General features: G+C 70.7%; 19 protein-coding genes. 10 read left to right on the plus strand and 9 right to left on the minus strand.

Annotated elements, in window-relative coordinates; all coding sequences use genetic code 11:
* Window positions 1–127: 127 nt before the first annotated feature.
* Window positions 128–1,012 (minus strand): N-formylglutamate amidohydrolase, encoded by an 885-nt coding sequence (locus ACPWT1_RS19475; protein WP_427912780.1) that lies wholly within the window; start codon window positions 1,010–1,012, stop codon window positions 128–130.
* 93 nt (window positions 1,013–1,105) lie between these two features.
* On the opposite strand from ACPWT1_RS19475, the gene ACPWT1_RS19480 reads away from it, so the two are divergent.
* The 3 genes from ACPWT1_RS19480 (at window position 1,106) to ACPWT1_RS19490 (ending at window position 6,312) form a co-directional block, all read left to right on the plus strand.
* A complete protein-coding gene (locus ACPWT1_RS19480) occupies window positions 1,106–1,948 on the plus strand; it encodes an alpha/beta fold hydrolase (protein ID WP_427912781.1) in 843 nt (280 codons plus the stop codon).
* Window positions 1,949–2,115: 167 nt separating this feature from the next.
* On the plus strand, window positions 2,116–5,760 hold the full coding sequence (locus tag ACPWT1_RS19485) for a hydantoinase B/oxoprolinase family protein (protein ID WP_427912782.1): 3,645 nt from the start codon (window positions 2,116–2,118) through the stop codon (window positions 5,758–5,760).
* A gap of 27 nt (window positions 5,761–5,787) precedes the next feature.
* Window positions 5,788–6,312, plus strand: coding sequence for a DUF4019 domain-containing protein (locus tag ACPWT1_RS19490; RefSeq protein ID WP_427912783.1), 525 nt, complete (start codon window positions 5,788–5,790; stop codon window positions 6,310–6,312).
* On the opposite strand, the gene ACPWT1_RS19495 is transcribed toward ACPWT1_RS19490, so the two are convergent.
* The 4 genes from ACPWT1_RS19495 to ACPWT1_RS19510 form a co-directional block, all read right to left on the minus strand.
* Window positions 6,309–6,938: a DUF4142 domain-containing protein gene (locus ACPWT1_RS19495; RefSeq protein WP_427912784.1), complete on the minus strand. Its 630-nt coding sequence runs from the start codon at window positions 6,936–6,938 to the stop codon at window positions 6,309–6,311. The genes ACPWT1_RS19490 and ACPWT1_RS19495 overlap by 4 nt on opposite strands.
* Window positions 6,939–7,206: 268 nt before the next feature.
* Complete coding sequence (locus ACPWT1_RS19500; protein ID WP_427912785.1) at window positions 7,207–8,055, minus strand: DUF4142 domain-containing protein; 849 nt, start codon at window positions 8,053–8,055, stop codon at window positions 7,207–7,209.
* 73 nt (window positions 8,056–8,128) lie between these two features.
* Window positions 8,129–8,932 (minus strand): hypothetical protein, encoded by an 804-nt coding sequence (locus tag ACPWT1_RS19505; RefSeq protein ID WP_427912786.1) that lies wholly within the window; start codon window positions 8,930–8,932, stop codon window positions 8,129–8,131.
* 734 nt (window positions 8,933–9,666) lie between these two features.
* Entirely contained in the window at window positions 9,667–10,491 is an 825-nt protein-coding gene (locus ACPWT1_RS19510; protein WP_427912787.1) for a ZIP family metal transporter, read from the minus strand.
* A gap of 219 nt (window positions 10,492–10,710) precedes the next feature.
* On the opposite strand from ACPWT1_RS19510, the gene ACPWT1_RS19515 reads away from it, so the two are divergent.
* Window positions 10,711–10,992: a PilZ domain-containing protein gene (locus ACPWT1_RS19515; RefSeq protein ID WP_427912788.1), complete on the plus strand. Its 282-nt coding sequence runs from the start codon at window positions 10,711–10,713 to the stop codon at window positions 10,990–10,992.
* A 27-nt stretch (window positions 10,993–11,019) separates the two neighbouring features.
* Here ACPWT1_RS19515 and ACPWT1_RS19520 read toward each other — a convergent pair whose 3' ends face one another.
* Both ACPWT1_RS19520 and polA read right to left on the minus strand, forming a co-directional pair.
* Window positions 11,020–11,250 (minus strand): hypothetical protein, encoded by a 231-nt coding sequence (locus ACPWT1_RS19520; protein WP_427912789.1) that lies wholly within the window; start codon window positions 11,248–11,250, stop codon window positions 11,020–11,022.
* Window positions 11,251–11,680: 430 nt separating this feature from the next.
* Window positions 11,681–14,500: a DNA polymerase I gene (gene polA / locus ACPWT1_RS19525; RefSeq protein WP_427912790.1), complete on the minus strand. Its 2,820-nt coding sequence runs from the start codon at window positions 14,498–14,500 to the stop codon at window positions 11,681–11,683.
* A 185-nt stretch (window positions 14,501–14,685) separates the two neighbouring features.
* Between polA and ACPWT1_RS19530 the strand changes: the two genes are divergently transcribed.
* From ACPWT1_RS19530 to ACPWT1_RS19545, 4 genes are all read left to right on the plus strand, one after another.
* Window positions 14,686–14,991, plus strand: coding sequence for a hypothetical protein (locus ACPWT1_RS19530; protein WP_427912791.1), 306 nt, complete (start codon window positions 14,686–14,688; stop codon window positions 14,989–14,991).
* A gap of 13 nt (window positions 14,992–15,004) precedes the next feature.
* Window positions 15,005–15,967: a homoserine kinase gene (locus ACPWT1_RS19535; protein ID WP_427912792.1), complete on the plus strand. Its 963-nt coding sequence runs from the start codon at window positions 15,005–15,007 to the stop codon at window positions 15,965–15,967.
* Between the two features lie 105 nt (window positions 15,968–16,072).
* Window positions 16,073–16,852: a BPSS1780 family membrane protein gene (locus tag ACPWT1_RS19540; protein ID WP_427912793.1), complete on the plus strand. Its 780-nt coding sequence runs from the start codon at window positions 16,073–16,075 to the stop codon at window positions 16,850–16,852.
* 107 nt (window positions 16,853–16,959) lie between these two features.
* Window positions 16,960–17,187, plus strand: coding sequence for a hypothetical protein (locus ACPWT1_RS19545; protein WP_427912794.1), 228 nt, complete (start codon window positions 16,960–16,962; stop codon window positions 17,185–17,187).
* A gap of 107 nt (window positions 17,188–17,294) precedes the next feature.
* Here the strand turns inward: ACPWT1_RS19545 and ACPWT1_RS19550 are convergent, their stop codons facing one another.
* The gene (locus tag ACPWT1_RS19550; protein WP_427912795.1) at window positions 17,295–17,579 is read right to left on the minus strand and encodes a DUF883 family protein; all 285 of its coding nucleotides are present in this window, start codon (window positions 17,577–17,579) and stop codon (window positions 17,295–17,297) included.
* A 167-nt stretch (window positions 17,580–17,746) separates the two neighbouring features.
* Between ACPWT1_RS19550 and ACPWT1_RS19555 the strand changes: the two genes are divergently transcribed.
* Complete coding sequence (locus tag ACPWT1_RS19555; protein WP_427912796.1) at window positions 17,747–18,745, plus strand: P1 family peptidase; 999 nt, start codon at window positions 17,747–17,749, stop codon at window positions 18,743–18,745.
* A 5-nt stretch (window positions 18,746–18,750) separates the two neighbouring features.
* On the plus strand, window positions 18,751–20,115 hold the full coding sequence (locus tag ACPWT1_RS19560; protein ID WP_427912797.1) for a TAXI family TRAP transporter solute-binding subunit: 1,365 nt from the start codon (window positions 18,751–18,753) through the stop codon (window positions 20,113–20,115).
* Between the two features lies 1 nt (window position 20,116).
* Here ACPWT1_RS19560 and ACPWT1_RS19565 read toward each other — a convergent pair whose 3' ends face one another.
* Window positions 20,117–21,577, minus strand: coding sequence for a CHAD domain-containing protein (locus tag ACPWT1_RS19565; protein WP_427912798.1), 1,461 nt, complete (start codon window positions 21,575–21,577; stop codon window positions 20,117–20,119).
* Window positions 21,578–21,773 lie beyond the last annotated feature (196 nt).

A 21,773-nucleotide genomic window follows, 5' to 3' on the forward strand; every position in this document is an offset into this window, starting at 1 on the left:
AGCCAATTGAACGGTGAAAACCAACGGCCCTTTGCATGGCCAGGGACCACCTTCCCCTGGGATTCTTCTGCGTCTTGTGCGAGTTTCTGCGTCCTCTGCGTTTGGGAGTCCGCTTTCGAGTCCGCTTTCAAATGCGCCGCGGATCGACGGTCAGCAGCCACTCGGCCATCGCGCGCAGGTCGGCACGCAGCTTCGCAGCTTGCGGCAACAGCTCGAAGGTGCGCTCGTCCATGTACAGCTTGCGGTTCACTTCGAGCTGGATGCCGTGCCGCTGCCGGGCGGGCTCGCCGTAGCGGCGCACCAGTTCCACGCCCTTGTACGGGAAGTTGACTTCCACCTGGTAGCCGCGCCCACGCAGGTCATCGGCCAGCTGCGCGGTCAGCCGCGGATCGGCCGTGGTGCCATCGCGGTCGCCGACCACGAAGTCGGCATGCGCCAGCCCCGGGTGTTCGGTCGCATGGCTGGCCGCGATCGATGGCATCGAGTGGCAGTTCAGGTGGATGCTGTAGCCATGCCGCGCGTGCGCCGCCTCGATCGCCGCAGCGACCGCCTGGTGGTACGGGCGCCAGCACTGCTCGATGCGGCGCTCCACGTCGCGCACCGCGAGCGGGCCTTCGTACAGCGGCACGCCGTCGTCGGTGCAGCGCCAGACCAGGCCCTTGCCCAGCCGCACCTTGGACAGCACCTTCGGATCGCTCGCCACGACGCCGCTCCATGCGCCGTCGAGCATGTCGAGGTCGATCTCCTCGTCGCTGCGGTTGGCATCCAGGTAGCTGCGCGGGAACAGCGCCTCGATCCAGGCGATTCCCAGCGCGGGTGCGAAGTCGTAGAGCTTCTCGACGTGCGTGTCCTCGGCGGTGCGCAGCAGGTCGAAGTCGCAGCGGTAGGCGAAGTCGTCCGGATAGTGCGTGCCGCTGTGCGGCGAGTCGAACACCAGTGGCGTGGTGCCGGCAATCGCCCGGATCGCAGGTGCGCCCTCCTGCGCGGCATGCCGTTGTGCATTGTTGGCCATGGTCGGACTCTACCCCTGCGGCCGCGCTGCGCGAGCACATCCGCGGAGGCGACCCGCACCCACGAGGCGCCGCGCGCGTTCCACAATGCCCCGATGCACACGCGCACCTTCGACGTCAACGGGCTGCAGCTCGAAGCGCTCACGGCCGGGCCAGCCAGCGGCGAGCTGGTCATCCTGCTGCACGGGTTCCCGGAGTCGGGCGACGCGTGGCGGCACCAGATCCCGGCGCTCGCAGGCGCAGGGCTGCGCGTGATCGCGCCGCACCAGCGCGGCTATGCGCGATCGTCCAAACCGGTCAGCGTTTTCGACTACCGGCTCGGCCTGCTCGCGAGCGACGTGCTGGCGCTGGCCGACGAGGCCGGGGCGCAGCAGTTCTCCGTCGTCGGGCACGACTGGGGCGGCGCCATCGCGTGGCACCTGGCCGCACTGCATGCACCGAGGCTGAGCCACGTCGTCGTGCTCAACGGTCCGCACACCGGCACGGTCGGCGCGCACTCGGTGCGACACCCCACGCAGTTCCTGCGCGGCTGGTACATCGCGGCCTTCCAGGTGCCGGTGCTGCCCGAGCTGCTGCTGCGCGCGGGCGGCCATGCCTGGCTGCGGCGCGCGATGGAAGGCTCGGCCCGGCCCGGCGCCTTCGATGCCGACCTGCTGCAGCAATACCAGCAGCAATGGTCGCAGCCGCACGCGCTGGCTTCCATGCTCAACTGGTACCGGGCGATCGCGTTCGAGGCGCCCACGCCCGCGCACGCGATCGACCTGCCGGTGACGGTGCTGTGGGGCGAGCAGGACCGCTTCCTCGATCGCGGGCTGGCCGACGCGGCACTCGCGCTGTGCCGCCGCGGCGAGCTGGTGACGTTCCCGCAGGCCACGCATTGGCTGCACCACGAGGAACCGGAGGAGGTGAACCGGAACCTGCTGAAGGCGCTGGCGTGAGGAACGCTCCCGGAGCGAGGTTGATCTGCTGATCGTCATCCCCGCGAAGGCGGGGATCAAGGCTTTCATTGCACCCCTGGGATCGGGCGCCTTGGATTCCCGCCTTCGCGGGAATGACACGAGCGTTGACGCTCCCACCGTTCGCGAGACGGTAAATTGCAGGGTCCATGCCGCCCTCCTCCCCCACCTCCGCCCCCACGTCCCGCTGGCAATTCTGGATCGACCGTGGCGGCACCTTCACCGACGTGGTCGGCAAGCGCCCCGACGGCACGCTGGTCACGCACAAGCTCCTCTCCGACAACCCCGAGCAGTACCGCGACGCGGCCGTCGCCGGCATCCGTCACCTGCTGGGCCTGGAGGCCGGCGAGCCGATCCGGCCCGAGCTCGTCGAGTGCGTGAAGATGGGCACCACGGTCGCCACCAACGCGCTGCTGGAGCGCAAAGGCGAGCCGACGGTGCTGGTCACCACGCGCGGCTTCCGCGACGCGCTGCGCATCGCCTACCAGAACCGCCCGCGCCTCTTCGACCGCCGCATCGTGCTGCCCGAGCTGCTGTACACGCGGGTGATCGAGGCGCACGAGCGCGTCGACGCCCACGGCCAGGTGATCGAGCCGCTCGACGAGGCGCACCTGCGCGAGCAGCTGGTGCAGGCCCACGCCGCGGGGCTGCGCAGCGCGGCCATCGTCTTCATGCACGGCTACCGCGCGACCGCGCACGAGGAAGCGGCGGGCCGCATCGCGCGCGAGGTGGGCTTCACGCAGGTGAGCACCTCGCATGCCACCAGCCCGATGATGAAATTCGTCAGCCGCGGCGACACGACCGTCGTCGACGCCTATCTCTCGCCGATCCTGCGCCGCTACGTCGAACAGGTCGCGGGGGAAATGCCGGGCGTGCAGCTGTACTTCATGCAGTCCTCGGGTGGCCTGACCGACGCGCATGCCTTCCACGGCAAGGACGCGATCCTCTCGGGTCCGGCCGGCGGCATCGTGGGCATGGCGCGCACGGCGGTGCTCGGCGGGCAGCAGAAGGTGATCGGGTTCGACATGGGCGGCACGTCGACCGACGTGTCGCACTTCGCCGGCGAGTTCGAGCGCGAGTTCGAGACCCAGGTGGCCGGCGTGCGCATGCGTGCGCCGATGATGAGCATCCACACCGTGGCGGCGGGCGGCGGCTCCATCCTCGAGTTCGACGGCGCGCGCTTCCGCGTCGGGCCGCAGAGCGCCGGAGCCAATCCGGGGCCGGCCAGCTATCGCCGCGGCGGCCCGCTCGCCGTCACCGACGCGAACCTCGTCGTCGGCAAGATCCAGCCCCGCTGGTTCCCGGCAGTGTTCGGGCCCGCCGCCAACGAACCCCTCAGCCTGGAAGCGGCCGCGACGCAGTTCGACGCGATCGCCGCGCGGGCCGGGCGCAGCCGCGAGGACGTGGCCGAGGGCTTCATCCGCATCGCCGTGCAGCAGATGGCCAACGCGATCAAGAAGATCTCGGTCGCGCGCGGCTACGACGTCACGCGCTACACGCTGCAGTGCTTCGGCGGCGCGGGTGGCCAGCATGCTTGCCTGGTGGCGGATGCGCTGGGCATGAACCGCGTCTTCGTGCATCCGCTGGCCGGCGTGCTATCGGCGTACGGCATGGGGCTGGCCGACCAGAACGTGATCCGCGAGCAGGCGGTCGAACTGCCGCTGGCCGACCAGGCGCTGCCCAGGATCACGCAGCAGCTCGAAGCGCTCGAAGCCGCGGCACGCGAGGAGCTCGCGCGCCAGCAGGCGAACGCGGGCGACGTGCGCGTGGCGCGCCGCATCCACGTGCGCTACCAGGGCAGCGACGCGCCGCTGGTGGTGCCGTTCGGCGACCTCGCCACGATCCAGCGCGGCTTCGAATCCGCCTACCGCCAGCGCTTCTCCTTCCTGATGCAGGGCAAGCCGCTGGTGGTGGAGGCGGTGTCGGTCGAGGCCGTGGTCGCCGGCGATGCACCGGCCGAGCAGGAGCACGCGGTGCATCCACCGCGCGAGGTGCCACGGCGTGACACGGTGAAGATGTATTCGGGCGCGCGCTGGCACGATGCCGCGCTGGTGGTGCGCGAGGACCTGCGGCCCGGCGACGTGATCGCGGGGCCGGCGATCATCGCGGAGAAGAACGCCACCACCGTGGTCGAGCCCGGCTGGTCGGCCGAACTCACCGCGCTGGACCACCTGGTGCTGGACCGCCGCACGCCACGCGAGGCGCGCCATGCGGTCGGCACGCAGGTCGACCCGATCCTGCTGGAGGTGTTCAACAACCTGTTCATGAACATCGCCGAGCAGATGGGACTGCAGCTGCAGAACACGGCCTACTCGGTGAACATCAAGGAGCGGCTGGATTTCTCCTGCGCGCTGTTCGACGCCGAAGGCAACCTGATCGCCAACGCGCCGCACATGCCGGTGCACCTGGGCTCGATGGGCGAAAGCATCAAGACGGTGATCCGCGAGAACGCCGGCACGATGCGGCCCGGGGACGTGTACGTGCTGAACGATCCGTACCACGGGGGGACGCACCTGCCGGATGTGACGGTGATCACGCCGGTCTATCTGGGTGGTGCGGACAGCGACAAGCCTCTCTTCTACGTCGGCAGCAGAGGACACCATGCGGATATCGGCGGCACCACGCCCGGCTCGATGCCGCCCTTCTCCACCCGCATCGAGGAGGAAGGCGTGCAGATCGACAACGTCAAGCTGGTCGACCAGGGCGTGCTGCGCGAGGCGGAGATCCTGGCCCTGCTGCGCAGCGGCGCGCATCCCTCGCGCAATCCCGAGCAGAACCTGGCCGATCTCAAGGCGCAGATCGCCGCCAACGAGAAGGGCGTGCAGGAACTGCGGCGCATGGTCGAGCAGTTCGGGCTCGACGTCGTGCAGGCCTACATGCGCCACGTGCAGGACAACGCCGAGGAATCGGTACGCCGCGTGATCACGCGGCTGAAGGACGGCCGCTTCACGCTGCCGCTGGACAACGGCGCCCAGATCCAGGTGGCGATCCGCGTCGATGCCGCGGCGCGCAGCGCGCAGATCGACTTCACCGGCACATCCCCGCAGCAGGTGAACAACTTCAACGCGCCCCGCGCCGTGTGCATGGCCGCCGTGCTGTACGTGTTCCGCACGCTGGTCGACGACGACATCCCGCTCAACGCGGGCTGCCTGAAGCCGCTGCACGTCACCATCCCGCCCGGCTCGATGCTCAACCCCAACCCGCCGGCCTCCGTGGTCGCGGGCAACGTCGAGACCTCGACCTGCATCACCAACGCGCTCTACGGCGCGCTCGGCGTCATGGCGGCCAGCCAGTGCACGATGAACAACTTCACCTTCGGCAACGCGCGCCACCAGTACTACGAGACGATCTCGGGCGGTTCCGGGGCCGGCGGCGTGTACGACGAAGGCGGGCACCTGGTGGGCGGCTTCGACGGCACCAGCGTCGTGCAGACCCACATGACCAACTCGCGCCTCACCGATCCCGAGATCCTGGAGTTCCGCTTCCCGGTTCGCCTGGAGAGCTACGAGATCCGCAGTGGCTCGGGCGGCGCCGGGAAGTGGCACGGCGGCGATGGCGGCATCCGCCGCGTGCGCTTCCTCGAGCCGATGACGGCCAGCATCCTCTCCAACGGCCGCAGGCACGGCGCCTTCGGCATGGCAGGCGGGCATCCGGGACAAGTGGGCCTGAACCGCGTCGTGCGACAGGACGGCCGGATCGAGTCGCTGGACCACATCGGTTCGGCGCAGATGGCGCCCGGCGACATCTTCGAGATCCACACGCCGGGCGGCGGCGGCTTCGGTGTCAGCGGCTGAGCAGGCATCGAAGGCTAGACTTCACCGATGCGTTCCACCCTCCGACCTGCGGCCCTGGCCGCCGCGCTGTACGCGCTCCTGCTGCCCCTTGCGGGCCACGCCCAGTTGAAGGCGCCGAAGACCGCGCCAGCCAAGCCGGCCGCCGAAGCGCCGGCCCCCGCGGCCTCGGCGCCAGCCGCGGAACCCGCGCAAGACCCGGAGCTTGTCGAGAAGGAAAAGGCCGGCGCGCTGGCGGCCCAGGGCTGGCTCACGCTGCTGGACCGGCGCGACTGGGGCACCGCGTGGGAAACCGCCGCGGGCGTGTTCCGCAGTTCGGTGCCGCTGGGCACCTGGATGGACGGCGTCCCCAAGGTGCGCGCCGACCTGGGCAACCTGCTCGAACGTGCGCCCGTCGTGGCCGAGTACAAGACCCAGCTCCCGGGCCGACCCGCCGGCGACTACGTGACGACGATCTTCGACAGCCGCTTCGAACAGCGGCAGGTGGAGGAAGTGGTGACCGCCGTCCGTGAGCCGGACGGCAAGTGGCGCGTGACGGGTTACTCGACCCGCTAGGAGCGCGAGCGGGTCCCTGCGCGCGAAGCCATCGCCCGGCTCACGCGGACCGGGGTCGGCTGCGCCACGGTCCCCTTGCCACCGAGCCGCAGCGCCGCGGCTTGCTGCTCGCGCAATGCGGGTAACTGGCGCTCGGCCCACGCCTTGACCGCCGGATCGGCGATGGACTGCACCGCACGCTGGTACTGCTGCACCTCGGCCTGCTGCTGGCGCACGGACACCAGCTCCATGTAGGCGCGGTCGAACTTCGCCCCTTCCAGCTTCGCCAGCCGGTTGAGCGCCTTGCGCTGGCCCGTCTCGAGCATGGGCGGCGCCATGCCGCGGTCATGCAGCAGGCGCAGCAGTTCGAGATCCGCTTCGGCACGGTACCGGGACAACTCCTCGGCATGGCCCCGCAGGGCCGGGTCCTGCGCGCGGACCATGGCAAGCCTGCTCGCGTCGGCCTCCACCCGGGCCGAGACGGCCGCGCTGCGCAGGAACGCCCGCGTGGCGCGCTCGTCCATCGGCAGCCGGCTGGAACTGGCGGCAGCCTCGGCGGCATAAGCCACGCCGCCGGCGCGGCGGACGGTCCTGGGCGCGGCTGCCGGCTTGGCCGGCGGCGATGCGGCCGGAGCGGGCAATTGCATGTCCGCGGGACGGTTGCCGGGGCGGTCTTCCTCGGCGCGCCCGCCTGCATGCGCCAGCCGGGCACCCAGCAACGCGCCAGCTGCAACGCTTGCCGCGACCCACATCCACCGTCTCGAGACCACAGACCTCCTCCTGCGCGGCAGACAACGCCGCGCAGGCATTGTTGGGGCTGAACGCGACAAAACAATGTCGGCCGCGTCCCACCGCCATGTAGGACGCCGCCGAGTGAACAACATCACAGGCGCGCCAGGCGCCCCGTGCGGCCGATCAGCTGCCGGTCTTGTTGGCGCCGTTGCCGCCGCCCGTCTTGGTGCTGGCGCCGCCGCCGGTGCCCGCGTTGGTCGGGGTACCGGCATTGCCCGTGTTGCCCGACTTGCCCGCGGTGCCGCCATTGCCTGCCGTGGCTCCGCCGTTGCCTGCCGTGGCTCCGGCATTGCCCGCGGTGGCGCCCGCATTGCCCATCGACGCGGCATCGTGGTTCATGCCGCCGCCCTTCTGCAGCTTCTGGGCCGAGGCCAGGTGCTCCTTCAACGTGGGCAGCGTCTTCGTGACCCAGGCCTTCAGCTCCGGATCCTTCACGTCCTTGCCGGCCTTCTCGAAGGCCTTGATGTCCTTCTCGTGCGCCTTGATGCCGACGTTCTTGATGAAGTCCTTGTCGAAGGCGTCGCCGTTCTCCTTGGCCAGCTTCTCCACTTCGTTGCGCATGGCACGCGGCGGCGCGGCGGGCAGTTCCACGCCCTTGGCATTGGCCAGCTGCGTCAGTTCGTCGTTGGCCTTGGTGTGGTGGTCGACCAGCATCCCCGCGAAACTCTTGACGTCCGGGCTCTTCGCGCGCGTCGTCGCCAGCTGCGAGACCTGCACCTCGAACATGCCGCTGCCCGCGGCCTGCTCGATGAACTTGCGGTCGCCCTTCGCGACCTTGTCGTCCTTCGTCGATTCGCTGTTGCGCGTGCCGGCGCCTCGCTGCACGGCCGGGGCGGACCGGCCTCCCGTGGCGGAATCGCCGGCGCCGCCGGTGCCCGAAGGCGTGGCCGAGCCGGAGGAGGTCTGGGCGGCGGCGCCCAGCGAGAACACCGCCGCAAGGGCGATGGCAGACAGCTTGAGGGTGGATCGCATGGTGGTGGCTCCCTGGTGATTCGAGAAGTGAGAAGCGGCGCCCGCAGGCGCCGCAACGATGGATGCGCGTGCGCTACTTGCGCCCGCCCGCGCCCTGCGTGCCGGCGTTGCCGCTGCCGGCGATGCCGCTGCCCGACGCGGTGCTGCCGCCCGGCGCGGGCTCGCCCTTGCCCGCGGCCTGCGTGCCGGCAGCCCCGGTCATGGAACTGCCCGCCGAGCCCATGCCGCTGGAGCCGCGCAGGTCGCTCATCGAGCCACCGCCGGATCCACCCGCGCCACTGGCCCCAGTGCCCTGGTGCGCACCCTGGCCCTGCTGCGCGTGCGCGCCTTCACGCGACTCGCTGCCGGTGGCGCCCCCCGTGGGACCGAAGTTGCCGCCGGTGCTGGTCTCGGGCACGCCGGTGTTCTGGCCCTGGCCGCCGCTGCGGCTGGCACGCCAGCTGTTGAATTCGTCGGAGAACTTCTTGTAGCGGTCCTGCCGCCACGAGTGGTAGTCCGCGTCCAGGTTGCGGATCTGCTCCTCGCGCCACTGGTGGTAATCGGGGTCGTGGTGCGGCTGCTGGCCGCCGAAGCCGCCGCCGTGCTGCTGCGCATAGCCGTGCATGCCGCCGGAGCTGCCCATGCCCTGCTGGCCATAGCCCTGCTGGCTGTTGCCGTACGACGATGGCCCGTACGAACCGGTGCTCTGGCCGTAACCGCCCTGGTGGCCGCCTTCCTGGCCGTACATGCCGTGCTGCCCGCCTTGCGAGCCCATCGCCTGCCCTTGCTGCGGCCCGCCCCAGTGGCCCTGCTGGCCACCCCACGCGCCACCCTGGCTGCCATAGCCGGCCTGGCCGTAGCTGCTGGCCGACCCGCCCTGGCCGTAGCTGGTGCCCATGCCGCCATAACGCTGGTCGGGGCCCTGCCCGCGCACCTCGCCCTGGCCGCGCCAGTCGTCCTCGCGGCCCTGGCGTCCCCAGCCGCCCTGCTGGTGGTCCTGCGCGCTGCCCCAGCCGCCGCTGCCGCTCTGGCCACCCGCATAGCCGCCCTGGCCCTGGTAGCCCTGGCCACCGTAGCCGCCCGGGCCGCCGTAACCGACCTGCCCGCCGGGACGCCCTGGCCGCCGTAGCCGCTCTGGCCGCCGTAGCTGCCCTCGCCGCCATAGCCGCCGCGGCCCCAGTTCTGCTGGCCACCGGTCTCGCCGACGAACTCGGCGCCGCCGCGGGCGTAGCCCTGCTGGCGGCCCATGCCGGGCTGGGCGCCGCGGCCCTCGCCGTGCTGCTCACCGCCGTAGCCGCCATAGCCGCCGGACTGCGGTGAGCCCATGTCGCCGTAGCCGCGCGCGCTGTCCCACGCGCTGCCGCGCGAGCCTTGCTGCGACCCCTGCTGCGGCCCCTGCGAGCCGCCCTGCGGAGTCTGGCGCTCGCGCCCTTGATCCTGTCCCCAGCGGCCCTGCCCTTGCGCAGGATCGCGCTCTTCCCAGTCTTTCGGTGCCATGTCGGTTCTCCTTCGGATGCATGCGGCGGGGTGCGCACGCAGCCCGCCACGACCGGACACCTTAGGACGGGGACCCGGCTCGGCCTGTCGGACTAGGCACGAACCCGTGTAGGACTTGGAAGGCTGGTGACCAGCTCAGTGGAACAGCCGGCCCACGAGGCCGACCAGCAGGATGCCCAGGCCCAGCCACAGCACCTGCGCCAGCGTCTCGCGCGCGCCGAGGCGCTTCTGCAGTTGCGGGATCAGGTCGGCCAGCGCGACGTAGATGAAGCTGCTGCCGGCCACCACCAGCAGGAACGGCAGCAGGGCCTGCAGCCGGTCCACCAGCGCCCAGCCGACCAGCCCACCCAGCGGCGTCACGGCACCTGCGAGCGAGACCTTCGCGATCGCAGCGCGCCGGCTGCCGCTGGCCTGGCTCAGCACGGCGAGATCGCCGATGTGGTGCGGCACCTCGTGCGCGAGCACCGCCAGCGCGGCCACGAGGCCGAGACGCACGTCGGCGACGAAGGCCGACGCGATCAGCACGCCATCGCCGAAGCAATGCACGCTGTCGCCGGCCAGCACGGCCCAGCCACCGGAGCGAGCGGGCGCCGCGTGGCCGTGACGCGCATGGTCGTGGTGCTCGTGCGCCTGCAGGTCGTGGGCGTGGTGGTGCGGATGGCCCTGGTGGTGCTCGTGGCCGTGGTGCCAGAGCTCGGCCTTGTCCAGCAGGAAGAAGAACACCACGCTGACCAGCAGGGTCGCGAACAAGGGCTTCGCACCCGCGGCGCTCTCGAACGCTTCGGGCAGCAGGTGCATGAACGCGGTCGCCAGCAGCGCACCCGCGGCCAGGCTGAGCAGGTTCTGCGCGCCCGGACGCGACACGGCCGTGCGCACGCCCAGGCCCATCAGGGCCGCGGCGACCCACACGCTGCCGATGCCGGCGGCGAACGTCGCCAGGAGGATGGTGATGACTGTCATGCGTGGCGCGGCGCCCTGCGCGCCACGTGCTCCGGTTGCGGTCGGCGCCAGCGCGCCGCGCGACCCGTTCAGGTCCGGGCGCGTGCGGCCGCTGGGTCAGCCGTGCATCTTAGCAATGCATGCCATCGCCGCGCTGCAGCGCGGCCGCAGGACGCCTCCTGCCCGCGAAGTGGACGAACGCGCCGCCGCGCCGCGCGCGCAGGCTACACAATGCGCGCCATGCATTCAGAGCGCCGCTCCAGTTCCAGGGACCAGCTCGCATTGCCCGTCGCGCTGGCCGACGGCAGTGCGGCCGTCACGCGCAACATCAGCGCGGACGGCCTCTACCTCACCCTGCCTGCGGGCCGCGCCATCGACGACTGGCTGCGGCTCGAAGTGGACGTGCCTTCGGCCGGCCTGAAGTTCACGGCCGCTGGACAGGTGGTCCGCATCGAGCACGGCGATGCCGAGACCGGCGTGGCGCTGCGCCTGCACGCACCCCGGCTGACGCGGATCAACTGAGACGGCAGGCTGCGCGGCGCGCGCAGCTCAGAAGTGCAGCCACTCGTCCTCGGGCAGCGCCACGAGGAAGGCATGCACCGCGGCCAACGCCCCCGCTCCCTCGGCCCACTCGACCTGGTCGCGCAGGCGCAGGCGCTTCTGCATCGGCGAGACGACGTTCCAGGCCGGGCCGTCGATGGGGACGGCGCGGCGGGTCCGTGCTGCTGCTGGGCCGAAAGCAGGTCGTGCAGCGCCTTCCAGGGCGCCGGCATGGGACACGTCCGGTTGTTCTTGCGCGCCACCACCATCACCTCGTCGATCGACAGCGGCGCCTTGCGGCGGCCGGACGCGCGCGCCTGGCCTTCCGGAGGATGTCCCATCGGCTGGGTGGGCTGGAACGCAGGCGGCGTGCTGGCAAGCCCGCGCACGCCCGGCTCCGTCGGCGCGAACTGGCGGTCCGAGCGCTGGCGCAGTTCCTCGAAGCGCTCCCACGCGGTTTCGCCGAGTTCCTCCAGCCCGCCGGGCGCGGTGGCACGGTCGCCGGGGTAGCGGGGAGCGAACAGCGGGTCGGACGGAGTCTTCTTGGCGGCCATGGGCGACGAGATTATCCCGACGCCCCTCCCGCGCCGCGCCGCAGCGCTGGCAAAGCCCGGCAGTGCGCGAGGGCTCGCGCGACTTCCGTCACGCGGCTGCGCGTCCCAGGGCCTGTTCAGTGCGCCTTCTCCCAGTTCTCGCCGATGCCGATCTCGGCCAGCAGCGGCACCCGCAGTTCGGCGACGCCGGCCATCAGGCGCGGGATCTCGGCACGCACCCACTCGGCCTCCTCGTGCGGTGCCTCGAACACCAGTTCGTCGTGCACCTGCAGGATCATCTTCGTGCGCTTCTGCTGGGCGTCCAGCACGTCCTGGATCTTCACCATCGACAGCTTGATCAGGTCGGCCGCCGTGCCCTGCATGGGCGCGTTGATCGCCTGGCGCTCGGCGCCGCCGCGGCGCGGCCCGTTGGGCGAGTTGATTTCGGGCAGGTAGAGGCGGCGGCCGAACACCGTCTCGACGTAGCCACGCTCCTTGGCCGACGCGCGCGTCTCGTCCATGTACTGCTTCACGCCGGGATAGCGCTGGAAGTAGCGGTCGATGTAAGCGGCGGCTGCCTTGGTCTCGATGCCCAGGTTGCGCGCCAGCCCGAAGCTGCTCATGCCGTAGATCAGGCCGAAGTTGATCACCTTGGCATAGCGGCGCTGCTCGCTCGACACCTGGTCGGGAGCGACGCCGAACACCTCGCTCGCGGTGGCGCGGTGCACGTCCAGGCCATCGTTGAACGCGCGCAGCAGTGCCGGGTCCTCCGACAGGTGGGCCATGATGCGCAGCTCGATCTGGCTGTAGTCGGCGCTGGCGATGACGTGGCCCGGCGGCGCGACGAAGGCCTCGCGCACGCGCCGGCCCTCGGCGGTCTTCACCGGGATGTTCTGCAGGTTCGGCTCGTTGGACGACAGCCGTCCGGTCACCGCGACGGCCTGCGCGTAATGCGTGTGCACGCGCCCGGTCCTCGGATGCGCCATCTGCGCCAGCTTGTCGGTGTAGGTGCCCTTGAGCTTGGACAGCCCGCGGTGCTCCAGGATCTTGGCCGGCAGCGGGTAGTCCTCGGCCAGCTTCTCCAGCACCTCCTCGTCGGTGCTGGGCGCGCCGCTCGCCGTCTTCTTCACCACCGGCAGGCCCAGCTTGCCGAAGAAGATCTCGCCGATCTGCTTGGGGCTGCCCAGGTTGAACGGCTGCCCCGCGAGCTCGTGCGCCTCGCGTTCGAGCTGCATGATGCGCTGCCCCAGTTCATGGCTCTGGCGCGCCAGCGTCGGCGCGTCGATCAGCACGCCATTGCGCTCGACCCGGTACAGCGCCTCGCTGCTCCTCATCTCCAGGTCGTAGATGAACTTCAGCTTGGGATCGCGTTCGAGCTTGGGCCACAGCGTGAGGTGCACGTCCAGGCACTGGTCGGAGTCCTCGCACGAGTACTCGGCCGCCTTGTCGATCGCCACCTGCTGGAACGGGATCTGGTGCGCGCCCTTGCCGGCGATGGTCTCGAAGTCGATGCCGCTGCGGCCCAGGTGGCGCTCGGCCAGCGAGGCCAGGCCGTGCGGCTTGTGCACTTCGAGCACGTAGCTTTGCAGCATGGTGTCGTGCGCGTATCCCTGCACCTCGATGCCGTGGTTGGCGAACACGTGGCGGTCGAACTTCACGTGCTGGCCCAGCTTGTGGCGCGAGCCGTCCTCGAGCCAAGGCTTCAGCCGTGCCAGCACCTCCTCGCGCGGCAGCTGGTCGGGCGCACCGGCATAGCTGTGCGCCAGCGGCACATAGGCCGCGACGCCCGGCTCGATCGAGAACGACAGCCCGATGATCTCCGCCACCATCTCGTCGAGCGAGTTGGTCTCGGTGTCCAGCGCCACCAGCGGCGCAGCCTGCAGCTTCTGCTGCAGCGCGTCCAGCTGCTCCCACGCGAGGATGGTCTCGTACTGCAGGTTGGTCGCGCGCGAGAGGCCCGACAGGTCAGGCTCCTGGAACGTGCGGCCAGGCCCCGGGCCGCCGCCCACCTTCTTCTTCGAGCGGTGTTCCTCGATCAGCTCGGGCGGCACGTCGTGCGTCTCGAGCTGCCGCACCAGGCCCTTGAAGCCGTGCCGGTCGTAGAACGCCTTCAGCTTGTCGGTGTCCTGCCCGCCGATGACGATGTCGTCCAGCGACGGCAGGCCGGGGATGTGGTCCTTGAGGTCGCAGTCCTTGCGGATGGTGAGCAGTGCGCGCCCCTTCGGCAGCCAGTCGAGCGCGCGGCGCAGGTTCTCGCCGACCGCGCCCTTCACGTCGGCGGCGCGCGCGATCAGTGCGTCGAGCGAGCCGTACTCCTGCAGCAGCTTGACCGCCGTCTTCGGCCCGACCTTGTCCACGCCCGGCACGTTGTCGACCGAGTCGCCGACGAGGGTCTGGTAGTCCACCATCAGGCGCGGCGGGACGCCGAACTCGGCCTCCACGCCCTTCAGGTCGCGCACCCGGTCGTTCATGGTGTCGATCACCATCACGTGCTCGTTCACCAGCTGCGACAGGTCCTTGTCGCCGGAGGAGATCACGGTGTGGATGCCCAGCTCGGTGGCCATGCACGACAGCGTGCCGATCACGTCGTCGGCCTCGACCCCCGGCACGTGCAGGACCTTCCAGCCCAGGAGCCGCACCACCTCGTGGATCGGCTCGATCTGCGCCCGCAGGTCATCGGGCATGGCCGAACGGTTGGCCTTGTAGTCGGGATACAGGTCGTCGCGGAAGGTCTTGCCCGGCGCGTCGAACACGCACGCGGCGTAGTCGGCGCGCACGTCCTTGCGCAGCTTCTGCATCATGTTGATCATCCCGCGGATGGCCCCGGTGGCCGGGCTCGTGGGATCGCCCGGCACGGCCCGCAGGTCGGGCATGGCATGGAAGGCGCGGTACAGGTAGCTGGAGCCGTCCACCAGCAGCAGCGTCTTCGGGTGGCTCGGCACGGTGTCGTCGCTCATGGCGGGCGATTGTGCCCGGGGCGCAGGCCCGTCCGGGGCCGGACAGCCGAACGCAAAACGCGCGGAAGGACGCGAAAGACGCAAAAGGAATCCGGAGACATCGGATGATTTCCTCCGCCTTCTTTCGCGTCCTTTTGCGTCTTTTGCGTTCGGGTGTTCTTGCCCCCGCATCTACAATCACGCTCATGCGCTCCGCCCTCGTCCTCACCAGCCTTCTGCTCGCGTGCGTCGCGGCCGTCGCGCAGACGGACGATGCCAAGCCGGACCGGCGCAACCAGAAGATCGAGCGGCTGGTGCACGAGGATTCGGGCAGTCGCATCGAGGAGACGCGGTACGGCGGGCAGACCGAGAACATCACGGTCCAGCCCAAGGCTCCCGTGCCCGCGTACGAGGTCCAGCCGCCCAGCCTGGCGCGCATGACCGCCGGCGACGACCGCCGCACCCAGCCGGGGGCCGGCGGCACCCGGTACTGGAACGTCTTCAAGTTCTGAGGTCCCGGTCGCGATGGCGGTTTTCACCGAGGTGCCGCAGGACGACGCGCGCGAGCTGCTGTCGCGGCTGGGCGCGGGCGAGCTGCGCGAACTGCGCGGCATCCAGGGCGGCATCGAGAACACCAACTACTTCGCCACCACCGAGCAGGACGGACAGCGTGTCGACTGGGTGCTGACGGTCTTCGAGCGCCTCACCTTCGAGCAGCTGCCGTTCTACCTGCGGCTGATGAAGCACCTGGCGCAGCGCGGCATTCCGGTGCCCGACCCGCAGGCCGATCGCAACGGCGACCTGCTGCACACCCTGTGCGGCAAGCCGGCGGCGGTGGTCAACCGGCTGCGCGGCCACAGCGAGCTGGCGCCTGTGGCGTCGCATTGCGCGGCCGTGGGCGAGATGCTCGCCCGCATGCACCTGGCCGGGCGCGACTTCGAGACCTCGCAGCCCAACCTGCGCGGGCTGGCGTGGTGGAACGACACCGTGCCGGTGGTGCTGCCCTACGTCGAGCCGGCGCAGGCGGCGCTGCTGCGCAGCGAACTCGCGTTCCAGAACCACCTGGCGGCATCGTCCGCCTACGCGGCGCTGCCGCGCGGGCCGGTGCACGCCGACCTGTTCCGCGACAACGTGATGTTCGAGGACGGCACGCTCACCGGCTTCTTCGATTTCTATTTCGCGGGTGTCGACACCTGGCTGTTCGACATCGCCGTGTGCCTCAACGACTGGTGCATCGACCTGCCCACCGGCCGGCACGACGCCGTGCGCGCCGCGGCCTTCCTGCAGGCCTACGACCGGGTGCGGCCGCTGGCCTCGGCCGAGCGCCGGCTGCTGCCGGCGATGCTGCGCGCCGGCGCGCTGCGCTTCTGGATCTCGCGCCTGTGGGACCTGCACCTGCCGCGCGAGGCTGCGCTGCTCAAGCCGCACGACCCCGGGCACTTCGAGCGCGTCCTGCGCGAGCGGGTGGCACGCCCGGCCAGCGTGTGACGACCGCGCCACGGCGAGGCGTGAATCCGATCGCGCGACGGGACTCCAGCACCCGACGCGTCCCACACTGACTGCATCCGGCCCGCTGTCCCGGCCGCCGCCACCATGAAACTCAACGTCGTTCCTGCTCGCACCGGCCTGCTCTGGGTTCGTGAAGGCATCCAGGTGGTGGCGCGGCAGCCGCTCCTGATGGTGGGGCTCTTCGTGATGGAGTGGTCCGTGCTCGGCTTGCTCAGCGCCGTGCCGATGTTCAACGTGGTGGCCATGGTTCTCCTGCCGGCGGCAGCGGTGGGCTACATGGTCGCGACCAGCGACGTCTCGACGGGGAAGGTTCCGCGGCCGTCGCGCCTGCTGGCCGGCTTCCGGCAGGGACGCGAGCGGACCCGTGCGCTTCTGGTCCTCGGCGCCCTGTGCACCGCCCTCGTGCTGCTGGTGCTGCTGCTGACCTCGGCGTCGATTCCCCTGCCGGAGCCGCTGCCCAAGGACGATCCCTTTGCCATCCTGCTGTCCACGCGCAACCTGGTCGCCTACGCCATCCAGATGCCGCTCAACATGCTGTTCTGCTATGCGGCAGCCCTGTCGCACTGGCACGGCATCCCGGTCGGCAAGTCGCTGTTCTTCAGTGCAATCGCGCTGTGGAAGAACATGGGCGCGTTCACCGTCTTCAGCCTGGCATGGACGGCGCTCACGCTCGCCGCGTCGGCGATCCTGACCCTCGCCTACGCGGTCGCAGGTGTCGGCGCGGTGCTGGTCCTGCTCGTCCCCGCCGCCCTCGTGCTCTCCACCATGATGCTGGCGTCGACCTGGTTCACCTTTCGCGACAGCTTCAGCGCGGATCCCGCTGGCGGCAAGGTGCCGGAGACAACGGCCGGAGGAGCCCCCTGAACCGGGGGACGTTGCGTCACGTCCGCAGGTCGAGGAGTTCGCTGACAGCGCGAACCCGTGCATGACGCTGAAATGGGGCATTGCGGACAGACGAAAGGAGCACCGCCATGTCCCAGCAGGCCTTGATCCGAGGCGAGGTGAACTTCCGTGCCGGCGACGGCATGCTGATGCCGGTGCCGAACGGCCCCGTCGACATCGAGATCACCGACGACAGCGTCACGATCGGATGGATCGAAGGCGCCAACCCCGGCTCCGCCGCCATCACGCGTGATGAATTCGAGCGCTACGTGCGCGAGGGCAAGATCCGCGTGGAAGGCGAGTCCGGCCAAGGTTGAGCCAGCGCTGGCCCGCGATGCGGGCCCACCAATGACAAAGGCCGGGATCGTCCCGGCCTTCTTCATGCAGGCAGCACGCCGGGACCGGAGTCCCGGGCGCGAACACCTCAGCGCATGAACAGCTTGGAGAACACGATGCCGACGGCGAATGCGACGCCGATCGCGGCCAGCGGGTTGTTGCGCACCTGCTCGCGGGCCATGTCGCCGTATTCCTGCTGCATGCCCATCATCTTCTCGCTGCCGGTGCCGATGGTCTGCTCGAGACGGTCGACGGCCTCGTGGGCGCGCTGCGCCAGGCGCTGCACGGTGCCCTGGTCCAGGCCGCCGGCCGAACTGCCGCCGGTGGAAGCGCTGGTGGGGAAGGGGGACTCGGTGGTGGTGTCGCTGTTCATGTGGGTTGCTCCGGTTTGCGTCGTGATGGCGTGCCGGCGGATGCCAGCCCTCGGGCCACTGTAGGAAGCCCAGCGTTGGGCCACTGTCGTCCCCGGGGAGCACGGGGTGTCGGACGAGTCCTGCACGGCTGCCGCCCCGCTATGATGGGCTCGCACCCCGCGCCGAGATGAGCTCCCCCACACCCCTGCCCGCGCAAGGCGCGATCACCGATGTCCGCGGCATCGAGGTCGGCCACCACACCGACACCCGCCGTCCCACCGGCTGCACGGTCGTGCTGGCGCGCGAAGGCGCGGTCGGCGGCGTCGACGTGCGCGGCGCGGCGCCCGGCACCCGCGAGACCGACCTGCTCTCGCCCACCAACCTGGTCGACCGCGTGCATGCGGTGATGCTGTGCGGCGGCAGCGCCTGGGGGCTCGACGCCGCGTCGGGCGCCATGCGCTGGCTGGAACGCCAGGGCATCGGGCTGCAGGTCGGGCCCGGTCGCGTGCCGATCGTGCCGGCCGCCGTGCTGTTCGACCTGTACCTCGGCGATGCCTCCATCCGTCCCGACGCGCAGTCCGGCGAGAGCGCCTGCGAGGCCGCAAGCGCGCAGTCCCCCGCCGAAGGCAACGTGGGCGCCGGCACGGGCGCGCTGGTCGGCAAGATCTTCGGGCTGGAGCACGCGATGAAGGGCGGCATCGGGACGGCGTCGGTCCGCGTGGGGCCGTTCACCGTCGGCGCGCTCATCGCCTGCAATGCGCTGGGCGACGTCGTCGATCCCGACAGCGGGAAGATCGTGGCCGGCGCGCGGCAGCCGCAAGGTTCCGGATTCCACGATGCGCGGCGCGCGCTGCTGGCCGGCATGCCGCCGCGCCGGCTGGTCGCCGCCGCCAACACCACCATCGGCGTGATCGCCACCGATGCCGTGCTCACCAAGGCCCAGGCAGCGCGCCTGGCCACCGTTGGCCATGACGGCCTGGCGCGCGCCATCCAGCCGGCGCACACCATGCTCGATGGCGACACCCTCTTTGCCCTCGGCACCGGCGCCTCCGGCGAAGCTGCCGAGATGATGGTGCTGGCCACGATGGCCGCCGAGGCGGTCGCACTGGCCACCGTGCGCGCCGTGCGTGCCGCCCGTGCCATCGACGTTCCCGGACTGCACTTCCCCGCCGCATGCAACGTGTAAAGCGAATGACCCGCGCCATCCGGTACACCGTCGTTTCGGTGCGCGACCTCCTCATCTCGGCCGGTCCGGTGGCGTTCCTCGCCATCGGCCTGCTGGTGCTCGCGTACCTCTGGCTCGACCCCAACCCGCCCAAGACAGTGCGCCTGGCCACTGGCCCGGCGCAGAGCGCGTACGACGAATTCGGCAAGCGCTACCAGGCCGAGCTGGCGCGCTTCGGCATCAAGGTGCAACTGGTGCCCAGCGGTGGCTCCAGTGCCAACGCGCGCCTGCTGCGCGAGGGCAAGGCGGACCTGGGCTTCGTGCAGGGCGGCACGACGTCGGGCCGCAGCGAGGAGGAAGCCGCCAAGCGCGTCGAGGGCCTGCAGTCGCTGGGCAGCCTGTTCCTCGAGCCGCTCTGGCTGTTCTACCGCGAGGACGTCGCGAAGAAGAAGCCGGACGGGGCGCTGCACACGCTGGCCGACCTGACCGGCCTGCGGGTCAACGCGGGATCGCGAGGCAGTGGCGTGCCGCGCCTGATGCGACAGCTGTTCGAGGCCAATCGCATCGACCTCGCCTCGATGACGATCTCGCAGCAGGACGACACGCCCGCGACGGTCGCATTCCTGGATGGCCAGCTCGACGTCCTCGTGTTCGCCTCCGCGCCCGAGTCGCTGATGGTGCAGATGCTGCTGCAGACGCCGGGCGTGAAGCTGATGGACTTCGCCCAGAACGAGGCCTACTCGCGCCGGTTCCCCTTCCTGTCGCCGGTGGTGCTGCCGCGCGGCATCGTCGACCTGGCCGCCGACCGGCCGCCGCAGGACGTGCGGCTGGTCGCGACGACGACCTCGCTGATCACGCGCGAGAAGACCCACCCCGCACTGGTGGAGCTGTTCGCGCAGGCGGCGCGTCGCATCCACGGCCCGGCCGGCTGGTTCAACCAGGCGCGCGCCTTCCCCAACATCGAACACACCGAGTTCCCGATCTCGCCGGAAGCCGAGCGCACCATCCAGGCTGGCATGCCGTTCCTGCAGCGCTACCTGCCGTTCTGGCTGGCGAACCTGGTGGAACGCATGTGGCTGGCGCTGGGCATCATCGTGGCGGTGCTGCTGCCGCTGTCGCGCATCGTGCCGCCGCTGTACACGTTCCGCATCCGCTCGCGCGTGTTCCGCTGGTACGCGCAGCTGCGCGCGATCGAGGACCGCCGCGCCGCCGAACCGGAAAGCGTGCCGGAGCTTGAGCGTGAACTCGACGCGCTGGAACACCGCGTGTCCCGCGTGAACGTGCCGCTGTCGTACGCCGACGAGCTGTACGCGCTGCGCAGCAACATCAACCTGGTGCGATCCCGCCTGGCCAACGCGCCGGCGCAGGCGCCGGTGACAACGGCCGCCTGACTCAGTCCCAGAACGGCTCGGCCCGGCGACCGAGGCGACGCAGCGCCTTCTCGCACTCGCGCGCCTGCGGCTCGCGTTGCGCGGTCAGCCAGCCGACGCCGAACAGCGCCTTCGGTTCGTCCTGCGCGATGCGGCCATAGGCCTGCAGCGCCATCTGGCCGTCGTTGTAGTCGCCCAGCGCGTCCTGCACCGGCTTGAGCGCATCCAGGAACGCGTGCGTGCCGTGCTTGCCGAACAGCGGCTGCGTGAACTCGGCCAGGTAGCGCAGCCGCTTGAGCCGCTTGCGCACCCGGTGCTGCAGCACCGGATCGAGCGCGCTGAAGTCCGCCCCATCACGCACCACCTGCCGCCACAGGCGCCGCAGCCTGCGCCGCGCGTGCTTGCGCGGCGACCGATCGCCTTCAGCCAACGCCACCTGCTGGCCCAGCAGTTCGAGCAGCGCGTCCTGGAAGGCCGGCGCACGCACCACCTCCCCCGGATCCGGCACCGGCATCGCCGCCGGCGACACCGCGAGCACGGGCCCGCCCGCCGCCTCGATGCGCGGTTCGAGGCTGCGCGTGACATGGAACTGGTCGCGGTGTTCGCCCAGCGCGCGGAACGTCTCGACGAGGGCCGGCTCGCAGCCCGCGTCCATCGGCGCCAGCGGCTGCAGGTCGCGCAGCGCGGTGCGCAGGCGGCGGATCGCCACGCGCAGCTGGTGCACGTGCTCCTGCTCGTTGCTGCCGGCCGCGATCGCGCCGGCGTTGGCCACGGCATGCCCGAGGCACGACGCGAGCACGGCCTGCACCACCTCGCCGGAGCGGGCCTTGCGCGGAAAGTCGATCGCGTCGTTGTGGACGGCAGCGGCGGACAGTTGCCCGTCGGCGAGCAGCTGTCCGCGCTCGGCCTTGCTGCTCGTGCTGAGCCACAGCCCATGGCGCGCCACCCAGCTGCGTGCCAGCGACACGGCGTCGGCCGGATCGCCCGACTTCAGCTCGATCTCGAGCTCGCGCACCATGACCTTGCGATCGCCGGCGTGGATGCTGCCCTGGTCGAGCGCGAGTTCCAGCACGCTGTCGCCATGGGGCACTTCGCGCAGCACACGCTCGACGTCGGTCTCGAAGACGATCGCCCAGCGCGGATCCGAGGTGTCGGCCAGCGCGACGCGCAGCTGGCGCTCCAGCGGCGTGCCGTCATGGCGCGCGGTGTCCGGCGCCGGCGCGTCATCGCCCTTTGCGTCGAGCGGCACGTTGTGCTCCAGCCGTTCCACCGGCCCGCGGCCGCGCGCCTTGGCGGTCTGGACCCACGCGCCATCCTCCTGGCGCAGCCGCAGCGCGATGCCGTGCCGCGCGAGCGCGCGATCGGGCGTGTCCACGTAAAGGGCGCGCAGCCGCATGCGCGTGGCCGGCTCGGCCGCCACCGCGGCCTCGACGGCGGCGAGGCGATCGGCCGGAATCTCGAGCTTGAGTTCGAACTCCGTCATGCGGAGATTCTCGGCGCGTGCTCCTGCGCGGTCGATGAGAGGTGCGAACGGTTACCGCGATCAGTTGATCCGGTGCGGACTGGATTGCGGGTCAAGCGCGCAATGACAGCACCGCGAGCACCGTGGCGCCCACCCCGGAGGTGTCATGCCGGGCTTGACCCGGCATCCAGCAGCCGGTTCGCGGGCGCTGCGCTGG

This window comes from Ramlibacter sp. MMS24-I3-19, assembly GCF_050320135.1.
GTDB lineage: Bacteria > Pseudomonadota > Gammaproteobacteria > Burkholderiales > Burkholderiaceae_C > Ramlibacter.

What these genes read in the sequence shown, in the direction of transcription:
- ACPWT1_RS19475 (WP_427912780.1), bottom strand. Translation starts at nt 1,012, where the DNA reads ATGGCCAACAATGCACAACGGCATGCCGCGCAGGAGGGCGCACCTGCG.
- ACPWT1_RS19480 (WP_427912781.1), top strand. Translation starts at nt 1,106, where the DNA reads ATGCACACGCGCACCTTCGACGTCAACGGGCTGCAGCTCGAAGCGCTC.
- ACPWT1_RS19485 (WP_427912782.1), top strand. Translation starts at nt 2,116, where the DNA reads ATGCCGCCCTCCTCCCCCACCTCCGCCCCCACGTCCCGCTGGCAATTC.
- ACPWT1_RS19490 (WP_427912783.1), top strand. Translation starts at nt 5,788, where the DNA reads ATGCGTTCCACCCTCCGACCTGCGGCCCTGGCCGCCGCGCTGTACGCG.
- ACPWT1_RS19495 (WP_427912784.1), bottom strand. Translation starts at nt 6,938, where the DNA reads ATGCAATTGCCCGCTCCGGCCGCATCGCCGCCGGCCAAGCCGGCAGCC.
- ACPWT1_RS19500 (WP_427912785.1), bottom strand. Translation starts at nt 8,055, where the DNA reads ATGCGATCCACCCTCAAGCTGTCTGCCATCGCCCTTGCGGCGGTGTTC.
- ACPWT1_RS19505 (WP_427912786.1), bottom strand. Translation starts at nt 8,932, where the DNA reads ATGGGCACCAGCTACGGCCAGGGCGGGTCGGCCAGCAGCTACGGCCAG.
- ACPWT1_RS19510 (WP_427912787.1), bottom strand. Translation starts at nt 10,491, where the DNA reads ATGACAGTCATCACCATCCTCCTGGCGACGTTCGCCGCCGGCATCGGC.
- ACPWT1_RS19515 (WP_427912788.1), top strand. Translation starts at nt 10,711, where the DNA reads ATGCATTCAGAGCGCCGCTCCAGTTCCAGGGACCAGCTCGCATTGCCC.
- polA (WP_427912790.1), bottom strand. Translation starts at nt 14,500, where the DNA reads ATGAGCGACGACACCGTGCCGAGCCACCCGAAGACGCTGCTGCTGGTG.
- ACPWT1_RS19530 (WP_427912791.1), top strand. Translation starts at nt 14,686, where the DNA reads ATGCGCTCCGCCCTCGTCCTCACCAGCCTTCTGCTCGCGTGCGTCGCG.
- ACPWT1_RS19535 (WP_427912792.1), top strand. Translation starts at nt 15,005, where the DNA reads ATGGCGGTTTTCACCGAGGTGCCGCAGGACGACGCGCGCGAGCTGCTG.
- ACPWT1_RS19540 (WP_427912793.1), top strand. Translation starts at nt 16,073, where the DNA reads ATGAAACTCAACGTCGTTCCTGCTCGCACCGGCCTGCTCTGGGTTCGT.
- ACPWT1_RS19545 (WP_427912794.1), top strand. Translation starts at nt 16,960, where the DNA reads ATGTCCCAGCAGGCCTTGATCCGAGGCGAGGTGAACTTCCGTGCCGGC.
- ACPWT1_RS19550 (WP_427912795.1), bottom strand. Translation starts at nt 17,579, where the DNA reads ATGAACAGCGACACCACCACCGAGTCCCCCTTCCCCACCAGCGCTTCC.
- ACPWT1_RS19555 (WP_427912796.1), top strand. Translation starts at nt 17,747, where the DNA reads ATGAGCTCCCCCACACCCCTGCCCGCGCAAGGCGCGATCACCGATGTC.
- ACPWT1_RS19560 (WP_427912797.1), top strand. Translation starts at nt 18,751, where the DNA reads ATGACCCGCGCCATCCGGTACACCGTCGTTTCGGTGCGCGACCTCCTC.
- ACPWT1_RS19565 (WP_427912798.1), bottom strand. Translation starts at nt 21,577, where the DNA reads ATGACGGAGTTCGAACTCAAGCTCGAGATTCCGGCCGATCGCCTCGCC.